Origin of the sequence: Ruegeria sp. HKCCD8929, assembly GCF_013031405.1 — a bacterium.
GTDB lineage: Bacteria > Pseudomonadota > Alphaproteobacteria > Rhodobacterales > Rhodobacteraceae > Ruegeria.
Map to the genome: position 1 here is coordinate 366,106 of NZ_WPZY01000002.1, position 15,283 is coordinate 381,388.

The window sequence follows — 15,283 nt, forward strand, 5'->3', positions numbered from 1 at the left end:
GCAACCCGGTCCCTTGATCCTTTAACCCCGGCAGGTCTATATGAGCGCCAGTCAGTCAATCAGCTACGAGGAAATCATGGCCGGCCATTCCAAATGGGCAAACATTCAGCACCGCAAAGGACGTCAGGACGCCGCCCGGTCCAAGCTGTTTTCGAAGCTCAGCAAGGAAATCACGGTTGCCGCCAAGATGGGCGATCCGGACCCCGACAAGAACCCGCGCCTGCGTCTGGCGGTGAAGGAAGCTAAGTCCAATTCGGTTCCCAAGGACGTGATCGACCGCGCGATCAAGAAATCGGTTGCGGGCGAAGGCGACGATTACGAAGAAATCCGCTATGAGGGTTATGGCCCCAACGGTGTGGCGGTGATTGTCGAGGCGATGACCGACAACCGCAACCGGACGGCCTCGGTCGTGCGCTCGACCTTCTCCAAGAACGGCGGGAACCTGGGTGAAACCGGCTCGGTCGGTTTCATGTTCGAGCGTAAGGGCGAGGTTGTGTACCCCTCCGACGCGGGCGATGCGGATACCGTTTTCGAAGCAGCCATCGAAGCGGGTGCCGAGGACGTCGAAAGCTCGGAGGACGGCCACATCATCTGGTGCGCCGATACCGATCTGAACGAGGTCTCGAACGCGCTCGAGGCGGCGTTGGGCGAGTCGGAATCGACCAAGCTGGTCTGGAAGCCCACCACCACAACCGAGCTAGGGCTGGAGGACATGCAACGCCTGATGAAGCTGGTGGACGCGCTGGAAGATGACGATGACGTGCAGCGGGTGACCACCAACTTCGAAGCCACCGACGAAGTGATGGCGCAGCTCTGAACGAGCCTTCCGGAGATCTGTGGGGACCCGGTGCCATGCGCCGGGTCTTTTTTTGCCTCAGTGGCTTCACTGGCCCGGAATAAAGGGCGAAGCCCGCCGGGCCACGCCCCCCTCCCGCACGGGAGGGCGCTTTGGCGATGTCGTTAGCCGTTCAGCTGTCGTCCGGGGCTTTCGAGATAAATCACTTGCCACGCTCGTTGTGGGCGCCCACCCGAGGGAGGGCGCGGCCCTCCGCCTGAACTCATGGCGTGACAGAGTTCAAACAATTCCGCGCACAGTTCGCACTCAAAAGAAGCTGCTAATCTCCTCCAGCGGCTTCTTCAGCTTGGCCACCGAGGGCACTGTGGCGCTTTCCGCAGGGTGCCCCACCGCGATGATCATCGTCGGTTTCTCCGAGGCCGGACGGCTCAGCGCGTCGTTGAGAAACCGCATCGGGTTCGGTGTGTGGGTCAGCGTGCATAGCCCTGCGTGATGCAGCGCGGCCAGCAGGAAGCCGGTGGCGATGTTCACGCTTTCTGGGACGTAATAATTCTTGTAGCGGCTGCCATCCTCGAACTGGCCCCAGCGCTGGGCAAAAACCACGATTAGCCAGGGTGCGACGGTCAGGTGCGGCTTGTCGGCATTGGTTCCGATGGGTTCTAGCGCCTTGATCCACTCATCCCCCGCACCGCCAGCGTAGAAACGGCGCTCTTCTTCCTCGGCCTCTTCGCGGATGCGCTGTTTCAGGCCCGCGTCGGACACCGCTGCGAAGTGCCACGGCTGGTGATTGGCGCCCGACGGCGCGGTGCCGGCGGTGCGGATGCAGCTTTCGATCACTGCGCGCTCCACGGGCCGGTCGGAATAGTCGCGCACGGTGTGGCGCCGGAGCATAATGGCGTGAAACGCCTGCGCCGCGGCCAGCATCTCGGCATCGGTCAGATCGGCGCGGTCGGGCAGGGGGATCGGGTCGTAGCTGAGTGCGTCGCGGGCGAACATGGGTTTTTCTCCAGTGGGTTGCCCCTCTTATCCGGCGGGATCAGGTGGGGATCAAGCCCCTGGCCGCCGCCTGTTTCACCGCTCGGGTCAGGGGCGTCAGGGCCGGGGCCATGATGCGGCTGACCTGCCAGGTCAGCGGCACGTCCAGCGGCGTGCGCGGGATCAACGGTTGCAGATGCCCCCGGCGGATCGGGCGGCGCACCAGCGCCTCGGGGTTCATTCCCCAGCCCAGCCCGGAGCGGGCGGCGTCGACAAAGGCCTGGGTCGAGGGCAGAAAATGGCTGGGTGGCGCGATCCGGGGTGCGACGTTGGCCGTCAGCCAGGCCTTTTGCAGACCGTCCTTGGTGTTGAAGGTCAGGCAGGGCGCCTGCGCCACGGCCTGTGGGGTTATGCCATCCGGAAACCAGCGCTGCATGAAGCCGGGGCTAGCCGTTGCGATGTAGCGCAGGGTGCCCAGTGGCATGGAATCGCAACCTGTCACCGGTTTGCCGCTGACACAGATCGCGGCGCTGACCTCGCCCCGTTGCAGCCACTCGGCGGAGTGATCCTGATCGTCCACCACCAGATCGAACAAGATCCCCTCAACCTGCGCTAGAGCGGCGATGAACCATGTGGCCAGGCTGTCTGCATTGACCGCGATCCTCAGATGCACCTGTTCCGTCCCCCGGTCCAGAGCCAACTCGCGGCTGAGCTGCGCCTCAAGCAGGCCCACATCCTCGGCATGTTTCGCAATCCGCAACCCGGCGGGTGTTCCGGTGCAGGGCGGGCCGCGATGGATGAGCGCGGTGCCCACCCGGTCCTCTAGCGCCTTGATCCGTTGCGAGATCGCCGACGAGGTCACCGAAAGCTCGGCGGCGGCCGCTTCGAAACTACTCAGACGCAAAATGGTGGCAAGCGCGGACAGGTGATGAGGATCGAACTGCATTAGCAATCCTTAATATGGCTTAACATCTTTAACTGGATAAAGCTGATCCGCTACCTTAGTCAAACCGGACACCAATCAGGAGGTCCCATGTCCCCTTCCTTCGTGCCCGGCTTTGCACTGGGTTTCAGCCTGATCCTGGCCATCGGCGCGCAGAACGCCTTCGTTTTGCGGCAGGGCCTTCGGCGCGAGCATGTCTTTGCCCTGTGCCTGACCTGCGCCGTCTCGGATGCAGTGCTGATCGCGGCGGGCGTGGCCGGTTTCGGCGCGCTGGCCGGGGCGGTGCCGTGGTTCGAGCCGGTGATGCGCTATGGCGGTGCCGCGTTCCTGCTGTGGTATGGCGCGCGCAGCCTGCGCTCGGCCTGGACTGGCGGGGCCGCGATGCAGGCGGGCAACGGGCAGGGCACCAGCCTGCGTGCCGCACTGGTGACGGTGCTGGCCTTCACCTGGCTCAACCCGCATGTCTATCTGGACACGGTGGTGCTGATCGGGTCGATCTCGGCGCAATATGACGACCGGCTGAGCTTTGCGCTGGGCGCCATGTTTTCGAGCTTTGTCTTCTTCTTCTCGCTTGGGTACGGCGCAGGTCTGATCGCGCCGCTTTTTGCCCGGCCACGGGCGTGGCAGGTGCTGGATACGCTGATTGGGCTGACCATGTGGGCCATTGCCTTGAAACTTGTTGCGATGTGAAGGGTTGCCCTGCCGGTGAATTGGGTGTTCAACCGGTCTCATGACGACACTCGCCGCCCAATCCCGCCCTCTTGCCGGCATGTTCTGGATGCTGACGGCGGGGGCGTCTTTCGTGATGATGACGGCGCTGGTCAAGTCCATGGGGTCGTCGATGCATCCCATTCAGGCGGCGTTCTTGCGCTATCTTCTGGGGCTGGTGTTCCTGATCCCCGCGCTGCGGGCGATCATGAACGCGCGGTTGACCCGGCGCCACTGGACCCTGTTCGGCATTCGCGGCGGTATCCACGCAGTGGGCGTGATGCTGTGGTTCTTTGCCATGACCCAAATCCCGCTGGCCGAGGTCACGGCGATGAACTACCTGACCCCGGTTTATGTCACCCTTGGCGCGGCCCTGTTCCTGGGCGAGAAACTGGCCGCGCGCCGCATCGCTGCCGTTCTGGTGGCCTTGATCGGTGCGGCCATCATCCTGCGTCCCGGGTTTCGCGAGGTCTCGCCCGGTCATCTGGCAATGCTCGGTACCTCGCTGACGCTGGGTGGCTCGTACCTGCTGGCCAAGGCGATGGTCGAGGATGTCAGCCCCGCCGTGGTGGTCGCGCATCTGTCAGGCTGGGTGACACTGGCGCTGACGCCCTTTGCGATAATGGTCTGGACCCCGCCCAGTCTGCACGATCTGGGGGTGTTGTTTCTGGTCGCCTGTTTTGCCACTGGTGGGCATTACTTCATGACGCTGGCCCTGCAGGCCGCGCCGGTTGCGGTGACCCAGCCGGTGACCTTCCTGCAACTCATCTGGGCGACGCTGCTGGGCGCGTTGGTGTTCAACGAAGGCGTGGACATCTGGGTGGTCACCGGCGGCACTATCATCTTGGGTGCCGTCAGCTTCATCACTTGGCGCGAGGCGGTGCTAAAACGCCGGGCGCTGACACCTCCGAGCATCGCGCCCAAGCTCTGAATGTAATCACATTGGGGCGTTCTCATAGCTATTAGGTAATTGATTGACGGGTCAATAAAAACGGCTTAGCGTTTTCGCTAACAGTCTGTTCGAGGAACCCGACATGCCGAAACTCGGAATGGAGCCGATCCGGCGGGATGCGATCGTCAAGGCAACGATCGCAGAGCTTGGCGTGAAAAAAACGCTTGATGTGACCGTCAGTCAAATCGCCAAGCGGGCAGGTATGTCGAGCGCGCTGGCGCATCATTATTTCGGCGGCAAGGAGCAGATCTTTCTGGCGGCCATGCGCCACATCCTGACCGAATTCGGCGATGAAGTGCGCGCCGAACTCAAGACATGCACGACCGAAAGCCGGGCGCATGCCATCGTGCGGGCCTGCTTTGCGCAGTCCTGTTTCACACCGGACGTCACCACGGCTTGGATGACCTTTTATGTTCTGGCGCAAAAAAACGATGATGCGCTGCGGCTGTGGCAAATCTATCAGTCCCGGTTACGCTCTAACCTGATCTATGCGTTGCGCCCCATCGTCTCGGACCCGGTGGAGCTGGCCGAGAATATGCGGGCCCTGATCGACGGGCTTTACATTCAGGCGGCACTCGGCGCGCCGGAAGTACCGGAAATAGCGCTCAATCATGCGCTGCGCGTTCTCAACACCCTTATCGAGGCTGAAAAATGACAAAGCCGAACATTCTGATCCTGATGGTGGATCAGCTTAACGGAACCCTCTTTCCCGACGGTCCCGCCGAATGGCTTCACACGCCGAACCTGAAGAAATTGGCGGCGCGCTCGACGCGCTTTGCCAATGCTTATACAGCCTCGCCGCTCTGCGCGCCGGGGAGGGCAAGCTTCATGTCCGGTCAACTGCCGTCGCGCACGGGCGTTTATGACAACGCCGCCGAGTTTCGCAGCGATATCCCCACCTATGCGCATCACCTGCGCCGGGCGGGCTACTACACCTGCCTGTCCGGAAAGATGCATTTCGTGGGGCCTGACCAGTTGCACGGGTTCGAGGATCGGCTGACCACCGATATCTACCCGGCCGATTTCGGCTGGACCCCCGATTACCGCAAGCCGGGCGAGCGGATCGACTGGTGGTATCACAACATGGGATCGGTCACCGGTGCGGGTGTGGCGGAAATCTCCAATCAGATGGAGTATGACGACGAGGTTGCCTACAACGCCAAGGCCAAGCTCTATGATCTGGCTCGCGGTCATGATGACCGCCCGTGGTGTGTGACCGTCAGTTTCACCCACCCGCATGATCCCTATGTCGCGCGCCGGAAATACTGGGATCTCTACGAGGATTGCGAGCATCTGCTGCCCGAAGTGGCGGACCTTGGTTACGACAATCAGGACCCGCACGCCAAGCGCATCTTCGACGCCAATGACTGGCGCAGTTTCGACATCACCGAAGTGGACATCCGCAAATCCCGTCGCGCCTATTTCGCCAACATCTCGTATCTCGACGACAAGGTTGGTGAGATCATGGAGGTGCTGGAAACCACGCGGCAAGAGGCGATCATCCTCTTTGTCTCGGACCATGGCGACATGCTGGGCGAGCGGGGCCTGTGGTTCAAGATGAACTTCTACGAAGGCTCGGCGCGGGTGCCGCTGATGATTTCGGCCCCTGATCTGCCTGCGGGCCGGATCGACACGCCGGTCTCGACGCTGGATGTGACCCCGACGCTAGGGGTGCTGGCGGGTGTGCCGATGGACGAGCTTGCCCCGTGGACCGATGGTGAGGACCTGTCGCCGCTGGCCAGAGGCGAAGAGCGCACCAGCCCGGTGGCGATGGAATACGCCGCCGAAGCATCTTATGCGCCGCTGGTCTCGCTGCGCTACGGCAAGTGGAAATACAGCCGCTGCGTTCTGGACCCCGATCAGCTCTTTGACCTTGAAACCGATCCGCACGAGTTAAAGAACCTGGCGGACAGGCCCGAGCATCAGGTCACGCTGCAAACACTCAGGGCAAAATCCGAGGCCCGCTGGGATCTTGAGAAGTTCGACGCGGAAGTGCGTGCCAGCCAGGCCCGCCGCTGGGTGGTCTACGAGGCGTTGCGCCAGGGCGGCTATTACCCCTGGGACTACCAGCCGCTGCAAAAGGCGTCCGAGCGTTACATGCGCAACCACATGGACCTGAACACCGTTGAGGAAAACCAGCGCTATCCGCGCGGCGAGTGACCGTGTCCGTCCAACAAGGTTAGAATCACCTCGCGCGCTGCCTGGCGCGCGTGTCCGGCATCCACCGGCCCGGCCCTTTGCGCCAGTTCAATCCATACGCCGTCCATATAGGCCTGGATCGAGGCGCGCAGGGCGGATTGGCGAGCGGGCTCGACCAGTTGCCGAAGCTCGTGACGCAGGTGGCTGGCCACCCGGCGCTGGTTGATACGATGCAGGCGCGCCAGACGAGGGGCGTAAGGCGCGTTGGCCCAAAACTGAACCCAGACCGAACATTGCTGGGCGGTCAGCAGCTGATCGTCGAAGTTCGCGTCGATGATGGCAAGCAGACGGTCGCGCGGAGTCTCGGACCCGCTCAGATGCGCCATCAGACGCGCGCGCAATAGCGACATCAGCCGGCGCATGGTTTTTTCCATCAGCTGATCTTTTGAACCGAAATAGTAGTTGATCGACGCGGCAGACGCCCCGGCAGTCCGCGCAATCTCGGCCATTGTGACAGTCACGAATCCCTTCTGATGAATCGCCTCAATCGCGGCTTCGATGAGTTCGTCGTTCCGTATGTCGCGAATGCGTCTGCGTGTCATGCGCCCATATTGGCAAAGCGCGTAGGTGAATGAAAGCGATAGAAAAAATCAAAACTTGAATAGTCATTTAAAAAATGGTTCCGACAATCAGAAAATCCTGCTAATTACCGTTCCCATCCCCCGTGTGGAACAGCCCGTGGGGGCAAATACAAGACCTTGGGAGGGATGAAATTGCTGAACATGATCCTGACATTCGGGATATTGCTGGCCTTTGCGCTGGTAATTTTCTTCACCATCAGGTGGCGCAACGTGGATTGCGTCGGTGTCACGCCCGTCCATTTGTTCACCTTCATCGCCATTCTGTTCACCTCGGGCCTGGATGTTGGTCTGATCATGTTTCCGCTGGCTGAGTTCGGCGGGTATGCCGAGGACGCCGCGTACAGCTTTGCCAACCCGCTGGCGATCGAGTTCGGGTTCTGGGGCTTTCTGATCTGGGGCTTCTATTTCCTGACCACGTTCTATTTCTGCGTGATCGAGCCGCGCGTCGGCTTTTTCGAGATCCCGCTGGTCAAGATCGTCAACAACATCGTCATCATCGGCACCTGCGCGTTCACCGCCAGCCTGTTCCTGATCTACCTGCCCGGCTACATCCCCGAAATCGGCGATGGCGAGACGGTGGTGACCACCTTCTACCTGATCGTCTTCGTCACCATTCTGGCGGCAGCCTACAGCTCGACCGACCTGAAATATGTCCGGGTGCTGTCCGTCGGATCGTCGTTGCTGTTCTTTGCGCTGATCCTGGGTATGTGGGCCTATTCCGGCATGGGTGTTGGCGGGCTGGGCTCGAACGTTGCGCTGTTGGGTGACTACTTTGCGAACCTGCACAAGTTCGCCCTGCCTCTCACGGATTATCACGCCTTCTACCTGTTCTGGTGGTTTGCGTGGTCGATCATGATCGGTCAGTTCACGTCGCGTTTTGTCGGGGGCCTGAAAACCTGGCAACTGCTGCTGGCACTGCTGGTGTTCCCCTCGATCCCGCTGGGGATCTGGTTCTCGGTTCTGTACCACTATCACACCGCGGCCATCCCGACCGAGGGTCTGGTGAACCTGGCGATGATCATCGTGGGCGTGACCTTCGTGATCAACTCGCTGGACTCGCTGATCCGTCTTTACACCGACAACCTGTCGCTCACGGTCGACCGGCTGGGCAAGGCCCCTTATGTGGCGCTGAACGTTGCGGTGCTCTTTGGCCTGACATTGCTGTTTCAGAGCCAGTGGCTGCAAATCCAGTGGATCGGTGCCATCGTGATAGGCCTGTATCTGGCCTGCGTGCTTTACATAGCGCTGCTCAAACGGACCGAGGTTCTGAGCATCGCGTCCTCACCCGAAGATCGCAACCTCGACTTCCACAAGGTCGAACAGGTGCACTGAACCCAAAACATGCCGCGCGTGGAGATCCGCGCGCGGCTTGACTGAAATCAAGAGGCGGACATGGAAGCGGATTTTGTCATTGTTGGTGCAGGCTCGGCCGGGTGCGCAATGGCGTACCGGTTGAGCGAGGCCGGGGCATCCGTTCTGGTCATCGAACATGGAGGCACCGATGCGGGGCCATTCATTCAGATGCCTGCGGCGCTCAGCTATCCGATGAACATGTCGCGCTACGACTGGGGATACCAGTCCGAGCCGGAACCGCATCTGAACAACCGGCGTCTGGCCTGTCCGCGTGGCAAGGTGATCGGCGGGTCGTCCTCGATCAACGGCATGGTCTATGTGCGTGGCCACGCGCGGGATTTCGACACCTGGGCCGAGATGGGCGCAGATGGCTGGGCCTTCTCGGATGTGCTGCCCTATTTCAAGCGGATGGAGACCTGGCATGACGGCGGTCATGGCGGCGATCCCACCTGGCGGGGCAATTCCGGGCCGCTGCATGTTACGCGCGGGCCGCGCTCGAACCCGCTGTTCAAGGCGTTTGTCGAGGCCGGGCGTCAGGCGGGCTATGAGGTCACCGGCGATTACAACGGCAAAAAGCAGGAGGGCTTTGGCCCAATGGAGCAGACCGTCTGGAAAGGGCGGCGCTGGTCCGCGGCGAACGCTTACCTCAAACCAGCGCTGAGGCGCGAAAACTGCGATCTGGTGCGCGGGCTGGCCTCGCGCATTGTGATCGAGGAGGGTCGTGCGGTCGGCGTTGAACTGATCCGGAGTGGGCAAAAGCAGGTGATCCGGGCCCGGCGTGAGGTGGTTGTGGCCGCTTCGTCGATCAATTCGCCCAAGTTGTTGATGCTGTCGGGGATCGGTGCTGCCGCGCATCTGGCCGAACACGGCATCGACGTGGTGGCGGACCGCCCTGGTGTTGGTGCGAACCTTCAGGACCACCTTGAGCTGTACATCCAGCAGAAGGCGATCCAGCCCATTACGCTTTATAAATACTGGAACCTGATCGGCAAGGGCATCATTGGTGCGCAGTGGCTGTTCACCAAGACCGGTCTGGGCGCGTCGAACCAGTTCGAAAGCGCGGCGTTCATTCGCTCGCGGCCCGGTATCGAGTACCCGGACATCCAGTATCATTTCCTGCCCATCGCGGTCCGCTACGACGGACAGGCCGCCGCCGAAGGCCATGGGTTCCAGGCGCATGTGGGACCAATGCGGTCGCCCTCGCGGGGTGCGGTCACGCTGCGGTCGGCCTCGCCCACGGATGCTCCGGTGATCCGCTTCAACTACATGAGTCACGAGCAGGACTGGAAAGAATTCCGGACCTGCATCCGCCTGACCCGCGAGATCTTTGGGCAGGATGCCTTCAAACCCTTTGCGGGTCACGAAATTCAGCCCGGTGCGGATGTGCAGTCCGACGACGAACTGAATACGTTTATCTCCGAACACGCCGAGAGCGCATATCACCCCTGCGGCACCTGCCGGATGGGTCGTGCGGATGATCCCGATGCGGTGGTCGATTCCGAAAGCCGGGTCATCGGCGTGGATGGGTTGCGCGTTGCCGACAGCTCCATCTTTCCGCAGATCACCAACGGTAACCTGAATGCGCCGTCGATCATGGTGGGCGAGAAGGTCTCGGATCACCTGCTGGGTCGGGACCCTCTGCCACGCGCGAATGATCGGCCGTGGATTCATCCTGAGTGGAAAACGGCACAGCGTTAACCTTTCTTAACTCCGCCTGTTGAATGCGCCGGTTTCCCGGCGCATATCCGGGGCATGTTAAGGATTTGTTTCGTATTTGTTCTTACTCTTCTGCCGATGGCCGTTGAGGCGGCAGAGATTCTGTCCGGGCCCGTTCGTGTCGTTGATGCGGATACATGGGATGTCGGGGGCATCAGGGTGCGCCTGCACGGGATCGACGCACCGGAACTCGATCAAACCTGCCAAAGCGACGACGGCGCGCATTGGTCCTGCGGAGTTTGGGTCACGAATCAGGTGCGTGACCTCTATCAGGATGAGAAGGCGCGCTGCCGGGTGTTGGATCGCGATCGGTATCGGCGGGCGGTTGCCCGTTGTCTTGTGGAGGGTGCGGATGCCGGTCAGATACTGGTCGCGCGGGGTCTGGCCTTTGCCTACAGAAAATACGCAACTGTGTATGTGCCGCAGGAAAGAGCAGCCGTCGCCGCCCGGGCGGGATTGCACGCGGGAAAAGTACAGGCGCCGTGGCTGTTCAGGTCGATGAGCAAGGCGGCGCAGCCGGGTTCCGATTGCAAGATCAAGGGCAACATCTCGGCAAGAGGTGAGAAAATCTATCACCTGCCCGGCCAGAAATTCTATGCGCGGACCCGGATCAACGAAAGCAAGGGAGAGCGCTGGTTTTGCAGCGCTGCGGCGGCAAGAAAAGCCGGATGGAGGCGCGCCCGATCGTGATTCATGTACGCCGTTCAGGCCGGACTTGATCGGCGTCAAAGTGGGGCAGAGGGTGTGCTTTTAGTCTGTATTCGTAGCAACAGACAAGGAGCGAACAGGCATGTCCCATACCCCGCACGAACTGGCCGAAGAGTTTCCCGACAAGATCGAGGTGATGAGCCAGCTCAAGCAGACCGACGCGCATTTCTCTCGGCTGGCGGACGAGTATCACGAGATAAACCGCGCCGTGCACCGGGCCGAAACCAATGTGGAGCCGATGGAGGATCTGGCCGAGGTTGATCTGCGCAAGAAGCGTGCAGCGCTGAAGGATGAGATCTGGGGGATTCTGTCGAAGGCTTAAGTCTGATGTTGACCGGGTATGGGGGCGCTGCCCCCGTCGTGGCAGAGCCACGACTCCCCCGGGATATTTGTAAACAGAAGAAGATCAGTTGACCTCATAGGGAAGTGTTCCGCGTTCATCGGCGTTGATGGTCAGGCGGCGTTCCAGCGGCGGGACCGAGCGCTGGTGGCAGGTCTTGCGCTCGCAGATGCGGCACGAGATGCCTATGGGCTCGTAGGCGCTGGCATTGTTGACGTCCATGTTGTCGGCATAGACCAGTGCGTCGGCGTGGCGCACCTCGCACCCAAGTGCGATGGCGTAGCGACGCACCGGGGCGCCGAATGAGCCGCCGGGTTTCGACACGTCGCGCGCCAGCGAGATATAGCGGACGCCATCGGGGGTTTCGGCCAGTTGCCGCAAGAAGTGGCCCGGGGTCTCAAAGGCGCGGTGCACGTTCCAGAGCGGGCAGGCGCCTCCGAAACGGGCAAATTGCAGGCGCGTGGCCGAGTGGCGCTTTGTGATCGTGCCTGCCTGATCGACGCGGACGAAGAAGAACGGGATGCCCTTGGCGCCGGGCCGTTGCAGGGTCGAGAGCCGGTGGGCCACCTGCTCGATCGAGGCGCCGAAACGAGCGCTGAGCAATTCAAGGTCGTGGCGGCAGTCCTGCGCGGCGGTCAAGAAGGTGCCATAAGGCATCAGCGCCGCCCCGGCGAAATAATTGGCCAGCCCGATTTTGGCAATGGAACGCGCTTCGTCGCTCTGGAACCGGGCGAAATCCAGTGTCGCCTCCAGCAATTGATCCTGGCTGAGCAGCGCCACCTGCAAGAGCAGCTGAAAGACCTGTGTCTGTGGGGCTGAGCGGGAAGATAACTGCAGGGTCTTGCTGGAGGCGTCGTAACGGCGCAGCGCCTCGATATCGGCCAGTTCCACAGAAATGCCCCGGGCGGCTAGCCGCTCCATGGCGGCGGTGCGGATATCGCCCTGCGCCTGCGCCGCGAACCGTTCGGCGGCGTGGTCCACCGCGTCGATATAGTTGTCGCAATAGTGGAAGAAGTCACGGACCTCTTCCCACGGGCTGGCCTGAATACGCGCATCCTCACGCCCCAGCGCCTCGTCCAATGAGGCCAGCCGTTCATGGGTCTGGCGGTAGTTGCGGTGCAGTTCGATGAAGGCTCGCGCCAGCGCAGGCGCGTTCGAGGCGGTCAGACGCAGATCGGCGAGCGGTGGCATGGCATCGGCAAAGATCGGGTCGGCCAGCGCCTCGCGCATGTCCGAGACCAGCCGCTCGCTGTCGCCGGTGCTAAGCTCGGTGACGTCCAGCCCAAACTCCTGCGCCAGCGCCAGTACCACGGTGGTCGAGACTGGGCGGTTGTTGTTCTCCATTTGATTGAGGTAAGGAAGGGAGACGCCCAGCTTGGCGGCGAAATCCTTTTGCGTCAGCGTCAGGCGGTTGCGGATTTCGCGCAGCTTGGCGCCGGCATAGAGTTTCTGGGTGGCCATGGGAGTTCTTTGCAGTTTTACCTACCGCAAAAGCTAACTTTGCAAACTGCGCGGTGCAAGCGGTCACGTGCGCTGGCCATCCCGGAATACCTGCCGCCATTCCAGGATGCTCACCGATTGGCGCAGGCCTGTGGGCCAGAAGGGATCGCGTTCGACAAGGTTTTGCGCCTCGGCGGCACTGTCGGCCTGAACCAACCACATACCGCCGTGACCCGAAGTACCTTCGAACAAGGGCCCGGCACCCGCGATTGTGGAACCGAGCGTGTCGAGATAGGCAAGATGGTCGGCCATGTGGTCCTGACGTAGATGGTCCTTGCCCGGGTTGTCCAGGAAGAGAACGCAAAAGAGCATGATCTGTCCTTTCGGATTGCTGCACTCTTATCGTTTCTGGATGTGTTTCTGCTGCATAGGGTAGAAAACCGCCTCGCCTAGCTGCAAAATCGCAGTCATGAACTGGAACGATCTGCGATATCTACTGGCCGTGGCGCAGGCCGGCAGCCTCAAAGGGGCGGCGCGGTTGGTTGGCGTGGACAAGACCACCGTATCGCGTCGTCTACGCGCGCTGGAGCAGAGCCTGTCCCAGCCGGTGGTCGAAAAAAGCGCGACCGGTCTGATCCTGACGGAGTTCGGCCGCTCGCTCATGCGTCACGCTGAGGCCATGCAGGCCGAGGTGCAGGCGGTGCAGGCGCAGGCAAAGGCCGACCCCGTAATGCATTTGGGAACGGTGCGCGTGACCTCAGTGCCATTGGTGGTGAACCATGTCCTGTTGCCCAACCTGCCGGATCTGCTCTCTCGTTCAGCGGGATTGCGGGTAGAATTGATCTCGGAGGCGCGGGACCTGAGCCTGCTGCAGGGAGAGGCGGACATTGCGCTGCGTCTGGCCCGTCCCGGCGAGGGCGGGCAGGGGATATTGGCGCGCAAGCTTGGTGATCTGGCTTATGGGGCCTATGTCGGGCGGAGCGCTGCGGACGATGCCCCATGGCTCAACTATGACCGGCGCATGCAGTATCTGACCCACGCGGCGGCACTCGCGTCGGCGTCCGAGACGACCGGTGAGCGTGCATTTGCCGCCAGCTTCAACGATGCGGAGACGTTGTACCAGGCGCTTCTGGCTGGTTATGGAAAGACGCTTTTACCTCGGATCATTGGCTCGGCGGATCAGCGATTGAGGGAGGTGCCGTTTCCGTTTGCCCGGCTGCCCAGCCGGGAAATCTGGGTTCTGGTGCGGCGTGAGTTGCGGGAACTCGATCGGATACGGGTGACAGTCGATTGGATCGACCGGATATTCCGCCTCTGAGCCGAGTGCTAAAGACCCAGTTGCCGTTCCCGCCAGATCACCACCTGAATTGCCAGAACGCCGAGGATCGAGGTGACCAGCATCAGCCACAGAAGCGGCAGCGCGCCGGTGCCGGGGGTCAACAGGGCACCGGCCAATGCGCTCAGCGCGGCGCCACCGCCCAGCATGATCGCTCCGTTCAGACCTGAGGCGGTTCCGGCCAGATGTGGACGCACCGAGAGTGAACCCGCGGTGGCATTGGGGATGGCCATGCCGTTGCCGAGGCCGACGAAGGTCATGAACCCGAAGAAGGTCAACGCCGATCCCAGACCTGCCAGCATCACCAGCAGCGACAGGGCCACGCCGATGGCGTTCAGCCAGCAGCCCCAAAGCACCATCCTGTTCACACCGATGCGAACCGAGAAGCGGCCGCTGATGAAGTTGCCGAAGAAATAGCCGATGGCCGGGGCGCCGAAATAGAACCCGACCTCGGCCGGGTCCATGCCGAAGACGTGCGTGCCCACGAAAGGGGCTCCGCCGAGATAGGCAAAGAACGCGCCCGAGCAAAAGCCGCAGGCCAACGAGTAGCCCCAGAACCGGGGCGACGTCAGAAGCTCGGGGTATTCGCGGAACTGGGCAATCAGGCTCTTGCCGCTTTTAAGCGCGGTTTCCCCGAAATCGGAATAGACCAGAAAGAAGGCCATCGCCCCAAGCGCAAAAAGCAGCCAGAAGTTGGCCTGCCAGCCAAAGCTCTGATCCAGCAGGCCGCCGATTGCGGGGCCGATCATCGGTACCACCGCCATGCCCATGGTGACGTAACCCAGCATCGAGGCGGCCTGGTCCTGTTCATACATGTCGCGCACAGCGGCCCGGCTCAGCACGATGCCGACGGCGATCACCGCCTGACACATGCGGAAGAACAGGAATATCTCGGCGGTGGGTGCGTAGATACAGCCCAATGTCGCCAGCAGGAACAGCACCAGCCCCCATAGGATGACGGGCCTGCGCCCGGCCTTGTCCGCCAGCGGTCCGATCACGATCTGCATCATCGCATTGACCGCCAGATACAGCGCTACGGTGAGTTGCATCACCCGGTAATCGGTCTGAAAATACGTGGCCATGTTGGGCAGGCTGGGCAGGAATATGTTCATGCCTAAGGCCGACAGACCCGACAGTAAAATCAGGGTGGCGACGGTAGGCGGACTGCGGTGCCGTTGGGCGGAACTGAACTGCATGGTTTGCATCTAGGCGGCCCGGTATGGGCTGTCCATGCCG

16 protein-coding genes are annotated in these 15,283 nt (G+C 61.7%); 10 read left to right on the forward strand and 6 right to left on the reverse strand.

Annotated features, from left to right (window positions below):
• The first annotated feature begins 76 nt into the window (after window positions 1–76).
• Window positions 77–817, forward strand: a complete 741-nt coding sequence (locus tag GOX53_RS04415) for a YebC/PmpR family DNA-binding transcriptional regulator (protein WP_171174022.1) — start codon at window positions 77–79, stop codon at window positions 815–817.
• A 285-nt stretch (window positions 818–1,102) separates the two neighbouring features.
• Here the strand turns inward: GOX53_RS04415 and GOX53_RS04420 are convergent, their stop codons facing one another.
• Together GOX53_RS04420 and GOX53_RS04425 are read right to left on the reverse strand one after the other, a co-directional pair.
• A complete protein-coding gene (locus tag GOX53_RS04420; protein WP_171173789.1) occupies window positions 1,103–1,792 on the reverse strand; it encodes a nitroreductase family protein in 690 nt (229 codons plus the stop codon).
• Between the two features lie 40 nt (window positions 1,793–1,832).
• Window positions 1,833–2,717 carry a LysR family transcriptional regulator ArgP gene (locus GOX53_RS04425; protein ID WP_171173791.1) on the reverse strand — a complete coding sequence of 295 codons (885 nt, stop codon included), beginning with the start codon at window positions 2,715–2,717 and terminating at the stop codon, window positions 1,833–1,835.
• A gap of 87 nt (window positions 2,718–2,804) precedes the next feature.
• Here GOX53_RS04425 and GOX53_RS04430 point away from each other — a divergent pair, with 87 nt between their 5' ends.
• The 4 genes from GOX53_RS04430 (at window position 2,805) to betC (ending at window position 6,534) form a co-directional block, all read left to right on the forward strand.
• The gene (locus GOX53_RS04430; protein ID WP_171173793.1) at window positions 2,805–3,404 is read left to right on the forward strand and encodes a LysE/ArgO family amino acid transporter; all 600 of its coding nucleotides are present in this window, start codon (window positions 2,805–2,807) and stop codon (window positions 3,402–3,404) included.
• 40 nt (window positions 3,405–3,444) lie between these two features.
• On the forward strand, window positions 3,445–4,353 hold the full coding sequence (locus tag GOX53_RS04435) for a DMT family transporter (RefSeq protein ID WP_171173795.1): 909 nt from the start codon (window positions 3,445–3,447) through the stop codon (window positions 4,351–4,353).
• Window positions 4,354–4,456: 103 nt separating this feature from the next.
• On the forward strand, window positions 4,457–5,029 hold the full coding sequence (gene betI / locus GOX53_RS04440; RefSeq protein WP_171173798.1) for a transcriptional regulator BetI: 573 nt from the start codon (window positions 4,457–4,459) through the stop codon (window positions 5,027–5,029).
• Window positions 5,026–6,534 (forward strand): choline-sulfatase, encoded by a 1,509-nt coding sequence (gene betC / locus GOX53_RS04445; protein WP_171173800.1) that lies wholly within the window; start codon window positions 5,026–5,028, stop codon window positions 6,532–6,534. The genes betI (GOX53_RS04440) and betC overlap by 4 nt, the downstream gene beginning before the upstream one ends.
• On the opposite strand, the gene betI (GOX53_RS04450) is transcribed toward betC, so the two are convergent.
• Window positions 6,516–7,115 (reverse strand): transcriptional regulator BetI, encoded by a 600-nt coding sequence (gene betI, locus GOX53_RS04450; protein ID WP_171173803.1) that lies wholly within the window; start codon window positions 7,113–7,115, stop codon window positions 6,516–6,518. The genes betC and betI (GOX53_RS04450) overlap by 19 nt on opposite strands.
• Window positions 7,116–7,289: 174 nt before the next feature.
• Between betI (GOX53_RS04450) and GOX53_RS04455 the strand changes: the two genes are divergently transcribed.
• The 4 genes from GOX53_RS04455 (at window position 7,290) to GOX53_RS04470 (ending at window position 11,253) form a co-directional block, all read left to right on the forward strand.
• On the forward strand, window positions 7,290–8,486 hold the full coding sequence (locus GOX53_RS04455; RefSeq protein WP_171174024.1) for a BCCT family transporter: 1,197 nt from the start codon (window positions 7,290–7,292) through the stop codon (window positions 8,484–8,486).
• Between the two features lie 60 nt (window positions 8,487–8,546).
• The gene (gene betA, locus GOX53_RS04460) at window positions 8,547–10,205 is read left to right on the forward strand and encodes a choline dehydrogenase (protein ID WP_171173805.1); all 1,659 of its coding nucleotides are present in this window, start codon (window positions 8,547–8,549) and stop codon (window positions 10,203–10,205) included.
• A gap of 54 nt (window positions 10,206–10,259) precedes the next feature.
• Complete coding sequence (locus GOX53_RS04465; RefSeq protein ID WP_171173807.1) at window positions 10,260–10,913, forward strand: thermonuclease family protein; 654 nt, start codon at window positions 10,260–10,262, stop codon at window positions 10,911–10,913.
• Window positions 10,914–11,013: 100 nt separating this feature from the next.
• Window positions 11,014–11,253 (forward strand): YdcH family protein, encoded by a 240-nt coding sequence (locus GOX53_RS04470; RefSeq protein WP_171173808.1) that lies wholly within the window; start codon window positions 11,014–11,016, stop codon window positions 11,251–11,253.
• An 84-nt stretch (window positions 11,254–11,337) separates the two neighbouring features.
• Here GOX53_RS04470 and GOX53_RS04475 read toward each other — a convergent pair whose 3' ends face one another.
• Together GOX53_RS04475 and GOX53_RS04480 are read right to left on the reverse strand one after the other, a co-directional pair.
• On the reverse strand, window positions 11,338–12,732 hold the full coding sequence (locus GOX53_RS04475; RefSeq protein WP_171173810.1) for a short-chain fatty acyl-CoA regulator family protein: 1,395 nt from the start codon (window positions 12,730–12,732) through the stop codon (window positions 11,338–11,340).
• 63 nt (window positions 12,733–12,795) lie between these two features.
• On the reverse strand, window positions 12,796–13,083 hold the full coding sequence (locus tag GOX53_RS04480) for a YciI family protein (RefSeq protein WP_171173812.1): 288 nt from the start codon (window positions 13,081–13,083) through the stop codon (window positions 12,796–12,798).
• A 97-nt stretch (window positions 13,084–13,180) separates the two neighbouring features.
• On the opposite strand from GOX53_RS04480, the gene GOX53_RS04485 reads away from it, so the two are divergent.
• Window positions 13,181–14,029: a LysR family transcriptional regulator gene (locus GOX53_RS04485; protein ID WP_171173815.1), complete on the forward strand. Its 849-nt coding sequence runs from the start codon at window positions 13,181–13,183 to the stop codon at window positions 14,027–14,029.
• Window positions 14,030–14,037: 8 nt separating this feature from the next.
• Here GOX53_RS04485 and GOX53_RS04490 read toward each other — a convergent pair whose 3' ends face one another.
• Window positions 14,038–15,243: a multidrug effflux MFS transporter gene (locus tag GOX53_RS04490; protein WP_171173817.1), complete on the reverse strand. Its 1,206-nt coding sequence runs from the start codon at window positions 15,241–15,243 to the stop codon at window positions 14,038–14,040.
• Window positions 15,244–15,283 lie beyond the last annotated feature (40 nt).

Coding starts and splice junctions, on each gene's coding strand:
- GOX53_RS04415 (WP_171174022.1), top strand. CDS start 77: ATGGCCGGCCATTCCAAATGGGCAAACATTCAGCACCGCAAAGGACGT.
- GOX53_RS04420 (WP_171173789.1), bottom strand. CDS start 1,792: ATGTTCGCCCGCGACGCACTCAGCTACGACCCGATCCCCCTGCCCGAC.
- GOX53_RS04425 (WP_171173791.1), bottom strand. CDS start 2,717: ATGCAGTTCGATCCTCATCACCTGTCCGCGCTTGCCACCATTTTGCGT.
- GOX53_RS04430 (WP_171173793.1), top strand. CDS start 2,805: ATGTCCCCTTCCTTCGTGCCCGGCTTTGCACTGGGTTTCAGCCTGATC.
- GOX53_RS04435 (WP_171173795.1), top strand. CDS start 3,445: ATGACGACACTCGCCGCCCAATCCCGCCCTCTTGCCGGCATGTTCTGG.
- betI (WP_171173798.1), top strand. CDS start 4,457: ATGCCGAAACTCGGAATGGAGCCGATCCGGCGGGATGCGATCGTCAAG.
- betC (WP_171173800.1), top strand. CDS start 5,026: ATGACAAAGCCGAACATTCTGATCCTGATGGTGGATCAGCTTAACGGA.
- betI (WP_171173803.1), bottom strand. CDS start 7,115: ATGACACGCAGACGCATTCGCGACATACGGAACGACGAACTCATCGAA.
- betA (WP_171173805.1), top strand. CDS start 8,547: ATGGAAGCGGATTTTGTCATTGTTGGTGCAGGCTCGGCCGGGTGCGCA.
- GOX53_RS04465 (WP_171173807.1), top strand. CDS start 10,260: ATGTTAAGGATTTGTTTCGTATTTGTTCTTACTCTTCTGCCGATGGCC.
- GOX53_RS04470 (WP_171173808.1), top strand. CDS start 11,014: ATGTCCCATACCCCGCACGAACTGGCCGAAGAGTTTCCCGACAAGATC.
- GOX53_RS04475 (WP_171173810.1), bottom strand. CDS start 12,732: ATGGCCACCCAGAAACTCTATGCCGGCGCCAAGCTGCGCGAAATCCGC.
- GOX53_RS04480 (WP_171173812.1), bottom strand. CDS start 13,083: ATGCTCTTTTGCGTTCTCTTCCTGGACAACCCGGGCAAGGACCATCTA.
- GOX53_RS04485 (WP_171173815.1), top strand. CDS start 13,181: ATGAACTGGAACGATCTGCGATATCTACTGGCCGTGGCGCAGGCCGGC.
- GOX53_RS04490 (WP_171173817.1), bottom strand. CDS start 15,243: ATGCAGTTCAGTTCCGCCCAACGGCACCGCAGTCCGCCTACCGTCGCC.